The organism is Leptotrichia sp. oral taxon 879 str. F0557 (assembly GCF_000469385.1).
Lineage (GTDB): Bacteria > Fusobacteriota > Fusobacteriia > Fusobacteriales > Leptotrichiaceae > Leptotrichia > Leptotrichia mesophila.
In genome coordinates this window covers 74,101-89,863 of sequence record NZ_KI271332.1, presented here as the reverse complement: position 1 = coordinate 89,863, position 15,763 = coordinate 74,101, and the positions used below count along the sequence as shown (strand labels likewise).

24 protein-coding genes are annotated in these 15,763 nt (G+C 30.3%); 1 reads left to right on the top strand and 23 read right to left on the bottom strand.

From position 1 onward, the window contains the following. Positions 1-75 precede the first annotated feature (75 nt). Positions 76-702, bottom strand: a complete 627-nt coding sequence (locus HMPREF1552_RS06805) for a hypothetical protein (RefSeq protein ID WP_021744401.1) — start codon at positions 700-702, stop codon at positions 76-78. A gap of 992 nt (positions 703-1,694) precedes the next feature. On the opposite strand from HMPREF1552_RS06805, the gene HMPREF1552_RS12275 reads away from it, so the two are divergent. After that, complete coding sequence (locus tag HMPREF1552_RS12275; protein ID WP_021744399.1) at positions 1,695-1,847, top strand: hypothetical protein; 153 nt, start codon at positions 1,695-1,697, stop codon at positions 1,845-1,847. Between the two features lie 16 nt (positions 1,848-1,863). Here the strand turns inward: HMPREF1552_RS12275 and HMPREF1552_RS06800 are convergent, their stop codons facing one another. The 22 genes from HMPREF1552_RS06800 to HMPREF1552_RS06700 all read right to left on the bottom strand — a co-directional run bounded on the left by HMPREF1552_RS06800 (position 1,864) and on the right by HMPREF1552_RS06700 (position 15,763). Further along, the gene (locus HMPREF1552_RS06800) at positions 1,864-2,073 is read right to left on the bottom strand and encodes a hypothetical protein (protein ID WP_021744398.1); all 210 of its coding nucleotides are present in this window, start codon (positions 2,071-2,073) and stop codon (positions 1,864-1,866) included. Between the two features lie 550 nt (positions 2,074-2,623). Further along, positions 2,624-2,947: a hypothetical protein gene (locus HMPREF1552_RS06795; protein WP_039901340.1), complete on the bottom strand. Its 324-nt coding sequence runs from the start codon at positions 2,945-2,947 to the stop codon at positions 2,624-2,626. Continuing rightward, positions 2,925-3,296 carry a hypothetical protein gene (locus HMPREF1552_RS06790; RefSeq protein ID WP_021744395.1) on the bottom strand — a complete coding sequence of 124 codons (372 nt, stop codon included), beginning with the start codon at positions 3,294-3,296 and terminating at the stop codon, positions 2,925-2,927. Before HMPREF1552_RS06790 ends, HMPREF1552_RS06795 begins: the two co-directional genes overlap by 23 nt. A gap of 12 nt (positions 3,297-3,308) precedes the next feature. After that, complete coding sequence (locus HMPREF1552_RS06785) at positions 3,309-3,626, bottom strand: hypothetical protein (protein ID WP_021744394.1); 318 nt, start codon at positions 3,624-3,626, stop codon at positions 3,309-3,311. Positions 3,627-3,767: 141 nt separating this feature from the next. Continuing rightward, positions 3,768-4,760, bottom strand: a complete 993-nt coding sequence (locus tag HMPREF1552_RS06780; RefSeq protein ID WP_021744393.1) for a glycosyl hydrolase 108 family protein — start codon at positions 4,758-4,760, stop codon at positions 3,768-3,770. Position 4,761: 1 nt separating this feature from the next. After that, positions 4,762-4,914: a hypothetical protein gene (locus tag HMPREF1552_RS12270; RefSeq protein ID WP_021744392.1), complete on the bottom strand. Its 153-nt coding sequence runs from the start codon at positions 4,912-4,914 to the stop codon at positions 4,762-4,764. A gap of 2 nt (positions 4,915-4,916) precedes the next feature. After that, positions 4,917-5,393 (bottom strand): hypothetical protein, encoded by a 477-nt coding sequence (locus HMPREF1552_RS06775; RefSeq protein WP_021744391.1) that lies wholly within the window; start codon positions 5,391-5,393, stop codon positions 4,917-4,919. A 10-nt stretch (positions 5,394-5,403) separates the two neighbouring features. Then, a complete protein-coding gene (locus HMPREF1552_RS11620) occupies positions 5,404-6,195 on the bottom strand; it encodes a hypothetical protein (RefSeq protein WP_021744390.1) in 792 nt (263 codons plus the stop codon). A gap of 36 nt (positions 6,196-6,231) precedes the next feature. After that, a complete protein-coding gene (locus tag HMPREF1552_RS12265; protein ID WP_021744389.1) occupies positions 6,232-7,548 on the bottom strand; it encodes a phage tail protein in 1,317 nt (438 codons plus the stop codon). A 1-nt stretch (position 7,549) separates the two neighbouring features. Then, complete coding sequence (locus HMPREF1552_RS06760; RefSeq protein WP_021744388.1) at positions 7,550-8,116, bottom strand: phage tail protein I; 567 nt, start codon at positions 8,114-8,116, stop codon at positions 7,550-7,552. Beyond that, on the bottom strand, positions 8,109-9,227 hold the full coding sequence (locus tag HMPREF1552_RS06755) for a baseplate J/gp47 family protein (protein ID WP_021744387.1): 1,119 nt from the start codon (positions 9,225-9,227) through the stop codon (positions 8,109-8,111). Before HMPREF1552_RS06755 ends, HMPREF1552_RS06760 begins: the two co-directional genes overlap by 8 nt. Next, positions 9,220-9,534 carry a hypothetical protein gene (locus HMPREF1552_RS06750; protein ID WP_021744386.1) on the bottom strand — a complete coding sequence of 105 codons (315 nt, stop codon included), beginning with the start codon at positions 9,532-9,534 and terminating at the stop codon, positions 9,220-9,222. Before HMPREF1552_RS06750 ends, HMPREF1552_RS06755 begins: the two co-directional genes overlap by 8 nt. Continuing rightward, positions 9,534-10,325 (bottom strand): phage tail protein, encoded by a 792-nt coding sequence (locus tag HMPREF1552_RS06745; RefSeq protein WP_021744385.1) that lies wholly within the window; start codon positions 10,323-10,325, stop codon positions 9,534-9,536. Before HMPREF1552_RS06745 ends, HMPREF1552_RS06750 begins: the two co-directional genes overlap by 1 nt. Then, the gene (locus HMPREF1552_RS06740; RefSeq protein WP_231370758.1) at positions 10,325-10,783 is read right to left on the bottom strand and encodes a phage baseplate protein; all 459 of its coding nucleotides are present in this window, start codon (positions 10,781-10,783) and stop codon (positions 10,325-10,327) included. Before HMPREF1552_RS06740 ends, HMPREF1552_RS06745 begins: the two co-directional genes overlap by 1 nt. Before the next feature lie 102 nt (positions 10,784-10,885). Further along, the gene (locus tag HMPREF1552_RS06735; RefSeq protein WP_039901338.1) at positions 10,886-11,602 is read right to left on the bottom strand and encodes a BRO family protein; all 717 of its coding nucleotides are present in this window, start codon (positions 11,600-11,602) and stop codon (positions 10,886-10,888) included. 14 nt (positions 11,603-11,616) lie between these two features. Beyond that, positions 11,617-11,916, bottom strand: coding sequence for a hypothetical protein (locus HMPREF1552_RS06730; RefSeq protein ID WP_021744382.1), 300 nt, complete (start codon positions 11,914-11,916; stop codon positions 11,617-11,619). Between the two features lie 114 nt (positions 11,917-12,030). Beyond that, on the bottom strand, positions 12,031-12,210 hold the full coding sequence (locus HMPREF1552_RS06725; protein ID WP_021744381.1) for a hypothetical protein: 180 nt from the start codon (positions 12,208-12,210) through the stop codon (positions 12,031-12,033). A gap of 72 nt (positions 12,211-12,282) precedes the next feature. After that, positions 12,283-13,122, bottom strand: a complete 840-nt coding sequence (locus tag HMPREF1552_RS06720; protein ID WP_021744380.1) for a hypothetical protein — start codon at positions 13,120-13,122, stop codon at positions 12,283-12,285. A gap of 206 nt (positions 13,123-13,328) precedes the next feature. Then, complete coding sequence (locus HMPREF1552_RS06715; RefSeq protein ID WP_021744379.1) at positions 13,329-13,709, bottom strand: type II toxin-antitoxin system PemK/MazF family toxin; 381 nt, start codon at positions 13,707-13,709, stop codon at positions 13,329-13,331. Further along, on the bottom strand, positions 13,709-14,200 hold the full coding sequence (locus HMPREF1552_RS06710) for a Panacea domain-containing protein (protein ID WP_036060578.1): 492 nt from the start codon (positions 14,198-14,200) through the stop codon (positions 13,709-13,711). The genes HMPREF1552_RS06715 and HMPREF1552_RS06710 overlap by 1 nt, the downstream gene beginning before the upstream one ends. A 148-nt stretch (positions 14,201-14,348) precedes the next feature. Further along, positions 14,349-14,897, bottom strand: a complete 549-nt coding sequence (locus tag HMPREF1552_RS06705) for a hypothetical protein (RefSeq protein WP_021744377.1) — start codon at positions 14,895-14,897, stop codon at positions 14,349-14,351. An 11-nt stretch (positions 14,898-14,908) separates the two neighbouring features. Further along, a complete protein-coding gene (locus HMPREF1552_RS06700; protein WP_021744376.1) occupies positions 14,909-15,763 on the bottom strand; it encodes a phage late control D family protein in 855 nt (284 codons plus the stop codon).

Below are 15,763 nucleotides of genomic sequence, written 5' to 3'. Positions count from 1 at the left end.
TTTAGTTTGTCGCAATATATTTTACAATCTATGATCTCTAAAAAAATGACTCATTTCTGAGTCATTTAAATATTCCTATTTTTTACCTCTATCTTTATAGTAGCTATCTCTTATTTCTTTTAGAACTCTATCTGCCTTATCATTTTTTTCTTTCGGAGTATGTTTTGCTACTTCAATATTTCCTCTACCGTTATTTATAATTATAATTTTATCTGGAGTTTTTGGAGCTTTTGCAAAAGTTGCACCTTTACTTCCACTAAAATAGCTTGCTCTTGCTTCTTTCAGGGCTTTCTTAGCTCTTTTTATCTCTTCTTTTGTTAATTCACGCCGTACAATTGGAGCTTGTACAGGCTCATAAACAGGGGCTGTATTTGCTATACTTACTCTTTCTCTTTTTTCTTTAACTACATTTGGTTTAGTTTCTGTAATTTGTGGTTTTTTTTCTGGTTTTTTCTCAATTACATATTTTTCTATTTCAGATTTATTTTGTGCAATCTTTTTTTCGGTTAAAGCTTTTTCTTCGGCTAATTTACGTTGCCTTTCAGCCTCTTCTCTTGCTTTTTCAACTTCAATCTGATCTTTTTGGTTTTTGTAATAATCATCTCTCACTTTTTTTATTATCGTTCCTGTCCCAATAGCAAGGAGTGGAATTCCTACCGCAAGGATTGAGCTTACAGCTATTAATTTTTTCCTTTTTTTCATAAATTTTCCTCCCAATAAACTTTTGAGCAAAGTAAATCAAATGTTTTTCAGATTTACTTTAAGAATTTATTTACTTTGTATTCTGTTATTAAATTTCATTTAATTACGTTTGTTATAATTCTACCATAATTTTTTAAATTTTTCAATTTATTTTTGCTTATATCACGACAAACGTACGAAAAAAAATCTAAAAAAAGGTATAATATTACTGAGATATTTTATGAAAGAAGCTGGTAAAAATGTCGGAAAATAACCAAAATCTAAAAGAATTGTTAATATCTAATTCCTGTCGCTCCAACTCTTTTTCTAATTTTTTATTTTTATCCATTTCTTGTTGCAGTGCCTTTTTAAAGCTATGATTTCATTTAAAGCTTCATTAGTATTGTATTTTTTATTTATGATTCCTTTAAATTTTTTTCCTATTTTCTGATTGTTACTTTTACTAACCCATATTCATTTTCTAATAGACCTGTCCTTCCTTCTTCCAGCAATTCTGAAATTAACATTTTAAATTCATCTATGTACCTCTTACTTTTCTTGCCATAATCAAGTTTCCCTCTTCAACTATATTTTAACAAATAGAAAACTAGTTTTCAAATTATTTGTCCAAGATTTTGGGTACACTCCAAAGATGTTGGACACGCTGAATAAATTAGAAAAAAATAAAACACCCTAATTTAGAGTGTTTTATGATTTACTGATATTTTACTGATTTTGCCATTTTATAAATCGCTTTAAACAATTATTTTTAAAGGTTTTGAGATAATTTTACTTTTTAATCCAAGGCATAGTTATTATTTTTACACCTATTATTTTTACTTATTTTTAAAGCATTTCTTTTTACATATTTTTAGTTTATAAGACATTTTTTAAATGTTTTATAAAAATTTGCCCCATTTTTGCCCCCAGTTTTTATAGTACAAATAAAATATAAATTCTTGCAATCTAGATTTATTTTATCAAATCCTTACTAAAAAATCAAGGAGCGATAAATGAAAAAATTTAAAATCAAAAACTTAAATGAAAAAGATATCGAAAATCTAAAACAAATAAAAATTATAGAACTGAAAGAAATGGAACTTCAGGATTTAAAAATCCTGAAAGTTAAAATTGAAACAGCTATTGATAGCAAAGAAAAAGAATAAGAGCCTTGTGTGGCTCTTATTTTTCATATCCTAGTAATTTTAGTAAGGCATCTGTATTAGTTTTTTCTTTTGATAATTTTAGTTTATTTATTAGAAATACTTTTTCATCTTCGGTTAATTTAAAGGTCAATGATTTATCCCTTTTTCTTCCAGTTGCCTTTCTTCCTACTTTCCATTGAGGAGTTTCTCCTTTTTTTACCCCTCGTGGTTTTATTTCTTTTCCCAATTTCTTTTTTCTCCTATTTCATAAAAAAATATATTATTATTGCCACAATTGCTAAATAACTTAATATGGCAATTATTCTTTCTTTCGTACTGGATTCTTTCCAGCCAACTTTGAATCTAAAGTTTATTTTAGTATTTCCAATTTTCATAAATTTATGGTATAATGGCTTTGTAGGATAGGGCTTTCGCCCCAGAGCCTACTTGAAAACAATTTTGATATAGAGCTTTAAAGGAATTAAACTAATTTCCACTGTGATTTCCTTTATTGCTCTTTTTTTCTTTGCCATTATCCTTATCACCTCCTATCTTGATATTATTATACTATATTTTTATATAAATGTCAACCCATTTTTATAAATAATAGTAGAATTTTTTAGCAAAAATATTTAAAATTATTTACAAACAGAAGTTTTTTTGTTATAATTTAATTGAAAAAATTTAAACAAAAATCTTCTATTTTACAAGATTTTATAATAGTTTTTCAAATTGCCGTTTGAGAAACTATTTTTTTATACACAAAAAAAGATAGCCATTTCTGACTATCCAAAATTTTACAAAAATAATTTTACAAGTTTTTTCTTATCTTCCTTTATAGTTTCGTCACTTTCCTCAAACGTTCCGAATCTATCGAAACTGACGGTTGTTATTAAAGCGATGAAGTTTGTGCCTATCAGGAGTATTAAATCTTCTGTCTTCGACCTTTCTTCTATGGAGTCAAATATTTCTTTATTGCTTTCGTTCTTCAGCTTGCTCCGTAGCAGATTTAGATTCTGTTTTCTTTGGTATCCTCTCAACTCCAATGTGATTACTGAATTTAAAAATATCAGTGCAAACATCACAATTGCAAACTTCCTACTTCTGTGATACATTTTCATCTTTATCATCTCTCTTCTTGACAAATCCGAACTTTTCCAGCAGAAGTTCCAAAAACCCTTTGCTGATTCCGTATCTTTTCTGATTGATTGTTTCCATCATAGCTTCCCCGAAAAATCCTAGCACAGGACTCCAGGGATACAGAAAACCCGCATTGAAATGCCCTACCACTTTATTAAGGGATAATGCAATAGCCATTGTCATTCCAGCAACAGCTATTCTTTTTATGTATGGCTTTACTGGCTGGTTGTCTATCATTTTTTGTGCCACTACTCCAAATAATACCCCACTGAAAAACAATATCAGAAAAAGTCCGTGATTATTTATTATTACTTTTAAATCCTCTACCATTGATTATGCTCCTTATATACCTACTGCTGTTTTTTCTTCTCCAAGTATTCTGTGTATTATTTCATCTACATTTATAGTTTTTTCAAGTGCCTCAGCACCTTTTAACAATAAATCCTCAGTAAATTTCTCAATGTCATCAGGAATATATGGATTGTTTATCTCCTGTGATTTCTTTACAAAATCCTCAAACTTCCCAAAAAAGTTGTTTTTAACAGCTTCCAGTTTTTCTATCCCTTTTTTAGCTCCAAAGATTATTTCCTTTTCCAATATTTCTTTTCTGGTAAAGTCTACCAACATACCTATTAAAATTACTTGTAACTGTTTATCCATTGTTTCTCCTCCTAAAATTTATAAAATCAATTTTAAGCTAGCTAACAAGTCCTACAATCAATTTTTGCTTGCTAGCCAGCCATTTCATACCAAAATTATTTTTAACGCTTATATTAGGCTTGTATTCAAGCCATTTTCACATTACTTCAGTTCAAAATGTGGCGTATCTTTCTTTTTCCAGTTTCCTCCCCATCCGACGTTAATGTTTTTGGATTTTGCAACTGCCAAGATATGATCTGCAACATCTTTCAATCTTTTAACATCGTAACCTTCCTGTTCTGAAAATTTTCGATAACTTCCGTTTTCATAAACTCCTGTTAAAAATATATCAACTGCATGTCCAAATCCATCACTTTTAATTTGATGATTAGATTTTGAAGTAACACCATTGGCATATGTTACAATTTCCCCTGGTTTAGTTCTTCCTAACGCAAATAATGCTTTTTGTTCTTCTGTTGTTCTTGCTCCACTCGTAATTCTAAAATCATACGGACTGTTTTCAATTGCAGTTTTCATAACTTCAACCAGCTTTGGATGTACTTTTTCCATTTTATCTAGACTTGACTGGGCAAAAGAATATTTTTTGCTTTCTGTTGATACCGCATTTTTCTTATCCCAATTTTTCAAATATTCCTCCTTTCTTTGAACTCTGTTCAGCCATCCTGTCAAGAATCCTTCCTGTGTCCTGTCAGCTTCAACTTTTCCCTTGTAATAAATTCTCTGCAAGTTGTGATAAACTTCCAAAAATTTTTCAGGATCCACTGAATTTAACGCTTCCAATGTTTTATTTCCGATTATTCCGTCTACATCGAGATTCGCATTTGTAAGCTGGTTTATAGCAACCTGTGCGTTTTTTGTTCCATTTCTTCCTGAATTAACTGCCCAATCGCATATAGATAGTGCCATTTTATCATTTACAACTTTATCCAGCTTATTTCCCAAGTAATATTTTTTCAGATATATATTTTTTGCAAAATCTATTGTTAAATCGTGCATATTTCCTTTGTATCCAAACTCCCTTGCTTCTTCTTCTATAATTCCGAATTTAGTTTTACCCCCTTTGTCATTTTTGTCATCTGAATATCCGCCTTCAACTTTCAGCAAATAATCAAAAATCTTTTCAAATCTATCCATGTTAAACCACTTCCTTTTCTTTAATTTCTTTTACATCTTTTTCCACTGTTTCAGTTATTAGAACAATATTATCTCCTTCGAGCATGACATCTATTACTTTTAATAATTTCCCCTGCTCCATAATTTCAGTTCCGATTAAATTCCTTATTTCCATTTTTATTCCACCTTTCTTCCTAGTAATTCCATATCTCTTAAATATTTATATAACTTTGCAGGACTGAATTGATTAGCCTTTAAAGTCTTTAAATTATATGTCAAACTTTCATCCAGCCCTTTATTAATTAGATGTATACATAATTCCGAACAGAAGTATCTGTCCTTATGCTCAATCCCTAACTCAAGTAATTGGCTAAAGAAAATTGCTCCATAGTCATAGCCCTTGCCTTTCAGTTTCATAAACTCTTTTAGCACAACAGGGATTTCAATATGCTTGTCAAGCTCATATATATCCATGTTATCCTTATAAACGAAAGGTTTTACCCTTACTCCACCTGGATTGCTTAGATACACATAGTCATTATATATGAATTCACAATGGCTATATTTTCCTAATGTTCTTAACGATATTAAAAATCCAATCAGGCTTTTTGGTTTATGAAAGCTGATATATAGTTTGTCTTTTTCTAATTGCATAAAATACCTCCTAACTTTGCTTCATTTCGCTTTCAAATAATTTGTTATATTCAATTTCAGCATTAAACGTTTTCAGCTCCTCAACTGTTTTACTTTCTAAACCATGTGATAGTGTAGTTTCAGCAACCATTGAAGTAGTAGTGTGCTTTCTCATTATCTCGCTCATTTCGATAAATTTCTGAACACTTACATTTACATACTTTTCAGAGCCGTCCTCAGTATAGAATTTCCAGTTGCTATACTCTGTTGCCATTAAATCAGTCATAACTTGTGAAAAATCCAATTTCTGTCCTTTGGATATTTTTCCCATTAATCTAAGAACGAAGCTGAGAACTAGGCTAAACAGTATTTTGGTTATATTAGACTGGTCTATTGTCCTGTTGTGCTGCAAGTATTTTTTGCCGTCTACTTCAAACTCAAAAGGTTTTTTTTCTCTCTCGATTCTTAGTTCATAAAGCTCTTGTTTCAATTTCTCAATTTTATCTTCCTTTTTGAATTTAATTTGATTGTCCTCAATGTACTCAAATTCAGATAGTTCAACAGTCTTGATTTTGCCGTTTTCTATCAACTCATTTGAATTTAAAGTGTATTTTCCAGCCTTATATAATTCTTCTTTTGTTGCTTCTCTCAAAACATTATTCTCAAAAACTGGATTTTGATATTCCAATTCATCCCAGATGTGCTTTTTATCATCCCAATCCGGGTAAAATCTGGTTGGATTTTCTTTAAATTCTTTCAGAGTTGTGATAATTGGTCTTGCTATTATTTCAAGACTTTCTTTGCTATAAATTACAATATTCATCTTTTTTCATTCCTCTCTTCAAATTTACTTTAAAATCTATTTCCAGCGTCCATATGCCGTAAAGAAAATCTTTATTGGACCAATAGGAAACTCTCCGTAGGCATCGAATGTGTTGGAGCCTAAAACATTTATCGCAATGTTAGTATTATGACTAGATCCATCATGGATTGCTACAACACTATAAATTTCTTTAAAATCATTATCTAATACATTTCTATAAAAACTCCCCAAAGCTCCAGCAAAACCTTTTCCAAATTGAACAATAACTCCGTTTGGGTATTTTATAGTTTTGTTTCCAAAAATAAGATAATTTTCTATCCTATCTGAAATTGGCTTATTACTTATTGCCCTAAATTTTGACGCGTCATTGTATGTTAAATTTGTATTTGCTATACATTCGTAATAAAATTTTGTAACTATATCATAATAGAATTTTCCGATTGTTTTAGTTCCTGAATCTTGAATGTTACCTCCAAATTCCAGCCCAATTATTTCAGCTAGTCTTTTTCCTTCTAAAGCTGTACCGGCAGTAGTTCCTAATCTTAATTTACCTTCCGTTGTTTCAGAAGCTTCTGGAATTACAGAAGAAGCTAGGTCTTTCACCTTCTTTTCTGTTATTAATCCCTGGTCTGTTTCAGTTGCTGGTTTTAACACTTTTCTAAATAATCTGGCTATATTTTTGATTGTAAGTATTTTTGTGTGATTTAACCCTTCAATTAATCTATCCCATGCTGTTTCGTTTTCATTGTTTTTAACCAGATTTTCTATTTTAGGAATATCTGTGTTTGCCTCAGATTCGGAGTAGATTTTGGCTATTCCGTTTTTTTGTTCGGTTGCGTAATCAATTTTTTGTATATAATTATTTTCGATATTTATTTTTAAATCATTGAACATCCGAGCTGTTACTGTTGCACTATTATCCATATTTAAACTAATTTGCATGCTATCTGATAACGCGAAAATCAAATCAATTGTAATCGTTGTTGCTGTTTGACCTTTCTTTTTTTCAATCGTATCTGGATCATTTGCGATTAATAATGCAAATAGTATTTCATTATTGCTATCATCTTTAGCATATACTCCGATTGCGTTTATTTTGTATGTATTTGTCACATTTTCGTTTGTCAATGCTATTTTTAATACAACTTTTTCATTTTTTCTTGTAATTTCGCTAATTCCTACACGTTGAACTGGATTATCTAACACCAAAACTTTTGTAATGTCCATTGCTTCGCTATATATAAATGCCGTAGTTTCAACTTTCGTAAAATTAATTTTAGTTTCGTTAGACATTGCTCGCGAAATTAATTCTTTTCCTTTTTCTGTGATTGCCGTTCTTTTAAATGTTGCCATTTTACCCCCTTATTTCTATTTGATAATGATTTTCAATGAGTATTCCGATTCCTATATAATAATCATTTGCAGTCTTTTTAGTGCTTTCTATTGAATCAAGATGACTGCGTACATTTTTAGAAGTGTTTATTATATTTATCAATTTATTAAACGAAGCTGTATTTTGTGTGTCTACTTCTGTTTTTATTTTAAATGTTCCAGGAGTTCCGCCATACTTATACCATTCGATTATTTCTGTATTTCCAACTAATAAACTACTTATATTTTCTACAGCTCCTTTTGTACCTTTTTTCATATGTGTTATTAAACTTTCAAGTATAAGTTTTCTTTTAGTCTCTAATGAAATTTCATCAAATGAAGCTTCAACATGATATTCCCAAAGCAATAAATCTAACTCTTGTTCAGTTAAATAATGTATTCTTCCAATTAAGTCCAATCTTTGTTTCATAATTTCATGCCTTTTTTTTAATACATAATCTATTGATTCGTAAATCCATCTTGTTGTATTATCTGATAAAGTCGATTTTGCAGCGACATCCGTAAGTCTCAAATCATCTATCTTAATCATTTTCAACCCCCTGATAGTCTAAGGTGATACCATTACAAACTGCTATTTGATTGTATTGCAAACTTTGAAATGTCGGATTTGTAAGGACAACTCTTTTAACACCTGCCAATTTTAATCTTTTAATTAATTCGTCAGTATTTATATCGCGTCCTAACTTTTCTTTTTGCCACTCAATAAAATTGTTAACCTCTTTTTGAACATTTGATTTTATCGCATTGACCATCATTTCGTTTTCAGAATTAATATAATACGACAGATTTATATTATAATTTACTATTTCCGGATCCTTTACAGTTACCTTATCTGTCAGCGGTCTTACATAATCGCCATTAACAACTTTGTAAATTCTGTCTTTTAATTCTGATGTTGGTAATCCGATATCCGTCCATACATAAATATCGACCTCGCAAGGATTTGGACTATTAACCTTTACATCTAGTATTGACTGGCTGGCACTTTTTGTCCAAAATTCATACGCCCCACTAGAACCTGCTACAGTAAAACTTTCAGGCAAAATTCGAATTCTTTCTCTATAAACTTCGTCATTTTCAGTATCGGATCCGTTATTAGTAACAGTGATATTCTCAACAGAATCATAATATGGAAATATATCTACCATTTCTTTAATTTGTCCAACAGGAATATCATTACCGATAGTTCCTGGCGTATTACAAGTTGCGATTCCATCAACGTACAATTTACCTTTTACAATTTTGTATTCTTCGTTTGTGCTAAAATAAAGTTCGTTGTATCTAATTCGTGATGATTTTGGTATTGTAATATCAGTTGCCTGAATTGTACTAATTTTGAATCTAAACGTCGCTTTTGCTGGTTGTTCTGGTAAACGTTCACCACGTGAACCATAAATTTCTCCACGCAAATCAAGTCTTTCGTCTCTTGCAAATCTCAAATAATTTTGTTTCATTTCATCGTTATATTTTTCTTCTCTTAAAGCAATTAAATATGCTACAGTTTCAAAAATTAACGTTTCTGGACTTGCCTCAGTTAAAGTTCTTCCACTCAACTCTTGAAATTTATTTATCATATCCCTTTTTAACTCCCAGGCATCCGAATCAATAATCTCGTAATCTTTATCTAAAATTTCATTCAATATTTATCACCTCGATTCCCAATTCGATATCAAAATCATTATTGTGTTTATCTGTCATTTTTATTTCTGTAGTTTTTAAAATCGCTCTTGGCTCGTATTTCCTGAACATCTCAAGCAACTGTGAAGTTATCCTGTTTTCCACAACATTTATATTTTTATCTATCAAGTCGCTGTCAAAACTAAAATCACGATTAAGCGGCTGTTCTTCCTTGCAAACTTTCAAAAGCATTCCAATATTTGTTACAACTTCCTCGACATAATTTTTTGGAGAATAATTTATTTCCTCGTTAGATGAAACATATATCATTATTTACCTCCAGTCTGATTTCTCAAAAAATTCAGTAAGATCTGTCTATCTGTTTCATCAAAATTTTTAGCATAATTAATCATTTCATTAACTTTATCTGCTGTAATCATTCCTGCTCTCACTAAATTCATCAGTTCATCAATTTTTGCGTCTTTCTTGATTTTTTCAAGCTGTTCTAATATTTCCTTTTTCTTATTTTCTGCAATCTGAATAGCTTTATCCACTTTTTCGAGCGTGCTATCTACTTTATTTTTTACTTTTTCAGAAAATTCCTGTAATTTTGTTTTCTGCTCGACTTCAATATTCGTAGCTTCTGCTTCAACAAGTTCTTCCTGTTCTTTCTTTTGAACTTTTAACTGTTCTATTATCTGATTATATTTTTTAGGATCATCTATGTATTCCTTTAACGTCAAATCTAAATTTATATAATCAAATTCGGAAGTTTCTCTGTTGAAATAAGAATTCTTTTCGCTTATATCTATTATCAAAAATGGAAAAGCTCCAAATGTCTGTCCTCCTAATGTTAAATAGCCATACTCTCCGAACTCCCACATAGTCTTTATTTTATCAAGCTGTTCCGATGGTGTTGTTTCTTGTAATAATGAAGAAATCAATGTAATTCCAAAAGTTATTTCCGTTAATTCTCTGCCTTGATGTCTTAACATGCCAGGTCCGTATATTGGGTTGTGTTCAGATATTTTAGATTTATATGATCTATTTATCTGATTATTGATTGAAAATACTTTTTTGTCGGATACTTCAAATATTACATCTCCGAGACTTCCTATCATTATTCAGGTCCTCCTGTCTTGTCGCCGCCAATCATAATGCCACTATGTTTATGTGTATTAAGATTAATACTTCCACCAGTTTTTGTAGTTCCGCTGACTTCTAAATCTCCATTAATTAAAATTTTGCCGATATTCAAAGTCAATGTATTTTTATCGTAGCTCCAACTTCCGCCATCAGAAAAAGTTCTTTTTACTTCACTTTCACTACTAGAAGCACCACGCATAGGACAACCAAGCACAACTCCTTGTTCAGGCATTTCTGAAAAGAATAAGCAGTAAACAGTTTGTCCTAGTCCAAGTGTATAATTATCACTGTGGCTTTCAGAATAAGGAACTAATACATTAAGCCAGTCCGTTGTCTTATCATCATCGCCCTTTAACAGAACTCTTACTTTTCCAGTTTTTGAATCTATCGCACTTACTTCTCCTGCTTTTAATGTTTCAATCAATTTAACCACCTGCCTTATCACTTTTTGTAACAAAAAAATCACAATCAAATTAATGACTGTGATTTAATGTTTCTATTTAATTTTCAATTTTGTCTAGTAAATTTTCTATTACTATTCAAAAAATATTTCATCCAGAACTTCAACAGGATAAGTATTTATTAGTCCGTATCGGCTGTCAACTGTTGTTCCTATCAATAAATCTTTTTCCCTGCATATCTTAGTCGCTTTCTTTCCTATAGAAGGTGCGTGGTATGATTTTGGCTTTATCCCTTTTATATTGGCATAGGCTATTACTGTCAGATGGTTGCTTGTTACTGTTCTTCTTTGATTATTTTCCAATCTTTTTATGCTCTTGTCGTTGTTTTGAACAGTACCTGCAAGTCCAATTACATTGTTCTCAATATTATTGATTCTGCTTTCAGCTTCTACCATCCATTGTGCCTGCTGTAAAATTAATTCAGCCTGTGTAAGAGGTTTTTTCTTCTCTTCATATTTTCCTGTTTTTCTGATTGCTGGAATAACTTCTGATGTTATCCATTTTCTAAATGGTTTTGCTTCTTTTTTATCACTTCGTAATATCAGAGTATATAATCCACTTTCGTTTGTGAAGTTGGTAATACCAAATTTACTCCCTAAGTTAAACTTAGTCACTTCATCTTCATCTAATCTCTTGGCTACAACAGTAGGATTTGTTAATTCTAATATGTCGCAAACATCTTTTATACAAAACCATACTTGATTACTAGCAAATATCGTTCTTACACTTCCTAAATTTTCTTTACTGAATATTTGAAATCTTTCATCATTTATAACTTTTAAATCGTGCATTCTTTTATCCTCCATTATACTATATTTTTTCTTTCAATTCTTGCCACTCTTTCAGCAACTTCCTTTTCTTCGTTTCTTTGGACAAATGTTTCTATATTTGCCCCTGCTTTGTAGTATTCTCTTTTGATTGTTTGATAATATTCGCCCAAAGCATCTTCCAAATCCATTAATTTATCCAAATTTTCTTTAGACAGCATTTCGTACATTTCCTCTAATAAACCAAACACTACCTTTTTTGTTGATTTTAACTTGTGATTGTGTTCGTCCAATAAACTTTCTGTAATTTCAAATCCTAGTTCTTGTCTAAGTGTCATAAAAATTTCCTCCTAAAATATTTGTTTTTTAAGAGAATATATAGTATAATAGTATTGCGAAGTACATTATACTATATGTCCTCTTTTTCGTTTCGTTACGAGAGAGGGGATTTTTTATTTTGCTTTTCTTATGATAATTTCCTTTTTTTCTTTATTATAACTCACTTCAATTTCGTTGTTTTCTTTAGTTATACCCATATCATTAACCCATTTACTATTTAATGTCATTCTGGGGGTATATCCACCTGTACCTCCTTTATTAAAATTTACTTTTTTCAGAATTTTCTCTTCCATATTCTCACCTCTTCCGTACGATAATTTATAATAACATTTCCGTACGAAAAAGTCAAGAACTTTTTTAAAATTTTAGTAAGTTTGATAAGAAAATATTATCTTACTGTAAATATCTTCCATTTTTTCAGGTGAAATTCCATTTTTGGTAGCTGTTCTTATTTTGGCTTCTTTTTCCATTTCTTCTGATTCTTTTTCTGTCATATCAGGTTTTAATAATTTTGAAGTTTTTAAAAGCATAACGTACTCTATGTAAATATCTTTTTCTTTATCTGTTGGTATTTCATTTTTTGCTCCAAAGTTACTTTCTGTAATCCCATCTTTTTTGCTATAAATCAACTTACCGTGAGTTGCTCCGTTATCTAACTTCCAAAATCTCTTATCCCCGTAAGCAAAAACATACAATATGTCATAATCTTTTATATGGTCTTTCGCTGCTTTAATCATAACCTCTTTTAGTGCAGGTTTCTTTATATTATCTTTAACTAATATAGCTAAATAACCTCTTTTACCATTTTCATTTTCACCATCTAGTTGATTTTTTAACACTTCATATTTCAACTCATCTTGAGAAACTTTATTTTCTTTCTCTTCGCAAAATATGCCTAACACACAATTATTTTCTTTTTTCTTAGCTGATTCAGCTTGTTTCTTCTCTTTTTCAGCTTTCTTTTTAGCTTCTTTATCCTCTTTAGCTTTAGCAGCCTTGATTTCATTTTCTTTTAAAACTTGCTCATCTACAGGCGGGATTGACCCAAGTACAACAAAAACTAATACAACAAATCCTATAAAAGATAAAATCTTATTCCTTTTTGACAATCCGCTCTGAAAAATAATTACTGGAATAGCAATAACCCAAAAAAGTATTGCGAATAATATTCCCCACCAAGTTTTAAACCATTTTTTCTTTTCCATTTTTTAATTCCTCCTAAAAATAATTTTCTATATTATACACTATTTCTAAGGAAAATCAAAAAATAATTTTAATTATACCACTATCCCAAACTTAAAAAACAAATATTTTAGTTTTCACAGTCATTATTCAATTGCCATTGTCCTGTATTTTTGCATAAAAAAATCACAGCTAAATTAATAACTGTGATTTTAAATATTTTTAATTGCTATTCTAACAACCCTTCCATAACTTCATTATGAAACTGCTCTACTTTTTCCGCTATTTCTAAAAATAGTTCTTCGTAATCTGATTTCAAATCTCCTATTATAACACTTCTATCTATCTGTTGTATTGGTATTGAAACCATTCTATGTGTCCTAATATACGATAATCTAGTCAAGTTTATTTTAGGAAATTTTGATGGATCTATTTCTATATCATATACTGGATTTACATTTATTCTGTTTGGAATAGTTGAAATAGGAAGAACCACATAATCATCATTTTGAGGACTTCTTAATACTAAAGCAGGTCTTGATTTTATTGAATTTCTATGTAATCTTGTATTGTAATATTGAGTTAAACATCTAACTATTTTTCCTACCATCAAACCACCGCTTCATAGTCGTCAAATTCATCATAGTACATATCCCACACATAGTCATAAGGCCTTACTTTCTTTGCGTCTTCTCTTATATCTTCAGTTTGAATTTTAATCCTTCCGTTTTCTTCTTTTTTAAGCCCTTTTCGAGAATTGAGCCAAGAAATTTCCTTATGTGTTAATGCACTTAACTTCCACGATGCTAATGCTCCGTATTCTTGAATTACATTGTTTATTATGTATTTACTTTCACTTTTTATGTCTTCTGTTTCATAGTTTATTCCATCTGTTGTGTAAGAAGTTCGTACCTCTCTTGACACAGGTCCATACTTCCAGCCTTCAAATGTCTCATTAAAAAGAGGTTCATTTAAAATAGCAATTGTTTCCCTTTGCGAAAAATACAGCAACTTCTGTAATTTCATTTCATCAATAATTTCTCCTGTCACTCTTTTATATTCATTAAAAATATATTGAGCAACATTTATTATTTTTTCCATATCGCTACCTCCTCTAGTTATCATTTGACAACTAAATTATATCTTAAAAGTAGCAAAAGTGCAACAGAAATTTAGAGTTTTTTTGAATAATATCAAAATATTACAAATCACAGTTATTATATTTAATTGTAATTGTCCTATAAATAATTTACTTCTTCTTATTTCTGGCTTTTCGTCCTCTTTTCTTGCTAGAACTCTTACTACTTCTACCTTTTTTGTTTTTAGATTTAGCCTGTTTTTCTGCTTCTTTTTGCCGTTGTTCCTCTTTAGTCTGGGCAATCGCATTTTGTTCGGCGTTTTCTCTGGCTCCAAGTTTCATAGCATTGATTTCACAAGTGTAGTCGCCAGTTACATTATGCGTTACTTTATCTATAACATACTTTCCTTCAAATTTTCCCCAACTCTCATCTAATTCTATTATTGCTCCAGCCAAGTATTTAGTATTTCCGTCAACATTTAAAGTTATCTGATATTCCTGTTTCATGTTTTCTTTTAATGTTTTCTTAGCTACTTTCTTGGCTGTACTTTTTCCTTTTGTCTTAACTTTTAAAGTTTTTTCTTTTTTGCCTCTACTTTTTTTACTTTTTGCTTTCTTTTTTAATTTCTCTTTTGATTCCTTAATCGTTTTGCCTTTTTTTTTGGATTTTCCACTTCCTGTTTTTTTGCTTTTTTCCTTTTTAAAAGACGCGTAGCTCATTTTTTTACCTCTTATTTTTTCTTGGATTTAACCTTTTTACTGGACTTCTTATTTTTAGAAGAGTTGCTACTGTTCTTTGATTTTTTATTTTCTGATGATTTTTCTTCTGAACTTTCAGTTGTAACTTGATTACGTTTTTCAAGCTCTTTTTTTGTAATAATTTCCTTAATAACTTTTTTCTTATCAGGATCATAATAGGAAACTTCAACATTATCATAAATTTCCTTATTTTTCTTTTTCAAGCTAAAACTTCTGATTCTTTCATCATTAATATTAAAAATCTCAACAGTATCATTCTTTTCCATTTCTTCGTCATCAAAAATGATTATCTTGTCATCAGACACTTTCATATTCAGCCCTGTTTCCTTGACAACTCTGTTAATAAAAGCCAAATCTGTTTCTTGATTTTGGTCGAGTCTTCCAAAAAATTCGTTATCTGCATATATTTCTGCATTCATTTCATGCTTATTGGCAATCTGTGTAACAAGCTCTTTCAAAGTTATATTTTCCCAAGCGACACTATTCTTTTGGTCTCTAATATTCTGGTCTAATGGTAAAGCCAAACATTTCAAATTAAGCCTGTTATTTTCAAATGTCGGCTCATCCACATAAAAAGTTCCTAAATCCAAAAAATTAGTTTCATTTTCCAGCTCTTCATGAATCCCAACAAGTAATTGAGCATTTTCGTCAGGATACCATTCTTTAAGCCAGCGATAATCCAAATTTTCAAGTTCCAGCTCCAAGTCATCTATTGCATTCTTAGAGTTATCAGTATAGTTTAGAGATGAAATAGAATGGGCTATCTCATCAGAAATATCAACTTTATTAAAAATTACCACAACTCTTATGTTCCTAGCAAAAGCCAC

Bases quoted from the DNA above. Each gene is read 5' to 3' on its own strand.
- HMPREF1552_RS12270 (WP_021744392.1), bottom strand. From the start codon at position 4,914: ATGGAAATAAGGAATTTAATCGGAACTGAAATTATGGAGCAGGGGAAA.
- HMPREF1552_RS12275 (WP_021744399.1), top strand. From the start codon at position 1,695: ATGAAAAAATTTAAAATCAAAAACTTAAATGAAAAAGATATCGAAAAT.
- HMPREF1552_RS06715 (WP_021744379.1), bottom strand. From the start codon at position 13,709: ATGGTAGGAAAAATAGTTAGATGTTTAACTCAATATTACAATACAAGA.
- HMPREF1552_RS06780 (WP_021744393.1), bottom strand. From the start codon at position 4,760: ATGGATAGATTTGAAAAGATTTTTGATTATTTGCTGAAAGTTGAAGGC.
- HMPREF1552_RS06785 (WP_021744394.1), bottom strand. From the start codon at position 3,626: ATGGATAAACAGTTACAAGTAATTTTAATAGGTATGTTGGTAGACTTT.
- HMPREF1552_RS06775 (WP_021744391.1), bottom strand. From the start codon at position 5,393: ATGCAATTAGAAAAAGACAAACTATATATCAGCTTTCATAAACCAAAA.
- HMPREF1552_RS06805 (WP_021744401.1), bottom strand. From the start codon at position 702: ATGAAAAAAAGGAAAAAATTAATAGCTGTAAGCTCAATCCTTGCGGTA.
- HMPREF1552_RS06745 (WP_021744385.1), bottom strand. From the start codon at position 10,325: ATGATAGGAAGTCTCGGAGATGTAATATTTGAAGTATCCGACAAAAAA.
- HMPREF1552_RS06750 (WP_021744386.1), bottom strand. From the start codon at position 9,534: ATGATATATGTTTCATCTAACGAGGAAATAAATTATTCTCCAAAAAAT.
- HMPREF1552_RS06795 (WP_039901340.1), bottom strand. From the start codon at position 2,947: ATGAAAATGTATCACAGAAGTAGGAAGTTTGCAATTGTGATGTTTGCA.
- HMPREF1552_RS06760 (WP_021744388.1), bottom strand. From the start codon at position 8,116: ATGATTAAGATAGATGATTTGAGACTTACGGATGTCGCTGCAAAATCG.
- HMPREF1552_RS06735 (WP_039901338.1), bottom strand. From the start codon at position 11,602: ATGCACGATTTAAAAGTTATAAATGATGAAAGATTTCAAATATTCAGT.
- HMPREF1552_RS06730 (WP_021744382.1), bottom strand. From the start codon at position 11,916: ATGACACTTAGACAAGAACTAGGATTTGAAATTACAGAAAGTTTATTG.
- HMPREF1552_RS06725 (WP_021744381.1), bottom strand. From the start codon at position 12,210: ATGGAAGAGAAAATTCTGAAAAAAGTAAATTTTAATAAAGGAGGTACA.
- HMPREF1552_RS12265 (WP_021744389.1), bottom strand. From the start codon at position 7,548: ATGGCAACATTTAAAAGAACGGCAATCACAGAAAAAGGAAAAGAATTA.
- HMPREF1552_RS06720 (WP_021744380.1), bottom strand. From the start codon at position 13,122: ATGGAAAAGAAAAAATGGTTTAAAACTTGGTGGGGAATATTATTCGCA.
- HMPREF1552_RS06710 (WP_036060578.1), bottom strand. From the start codon at position 14,200: ATGGAAAAAATAATAAATGTTGCTCAATATATTTTTAATGAATATAAA.
- HMPREF1552_RS06705 (WP_021744377.1), bottom strand. From the start codon at position 14,897: ATGAGCTACGCGTCTTTTAAAAAGGAAAAAAGCAAAAAAACAGGAAGT.
- HMPREF1552_RS11620 (WP_021744390.1), bottom strand. From the start codon at position 6,195: ATGAATATTGTAATTTATAGCAAAGAAAGTCTTGAAATAATAGCAAGA.
- HMPREF1552_RS06790 (WP_021744395.1), bottom strand. From the start codon at position 3,296: ATGGTAGAGGATTTAAAAGTAATAATAAATAATCACGGACTTTTTCTG.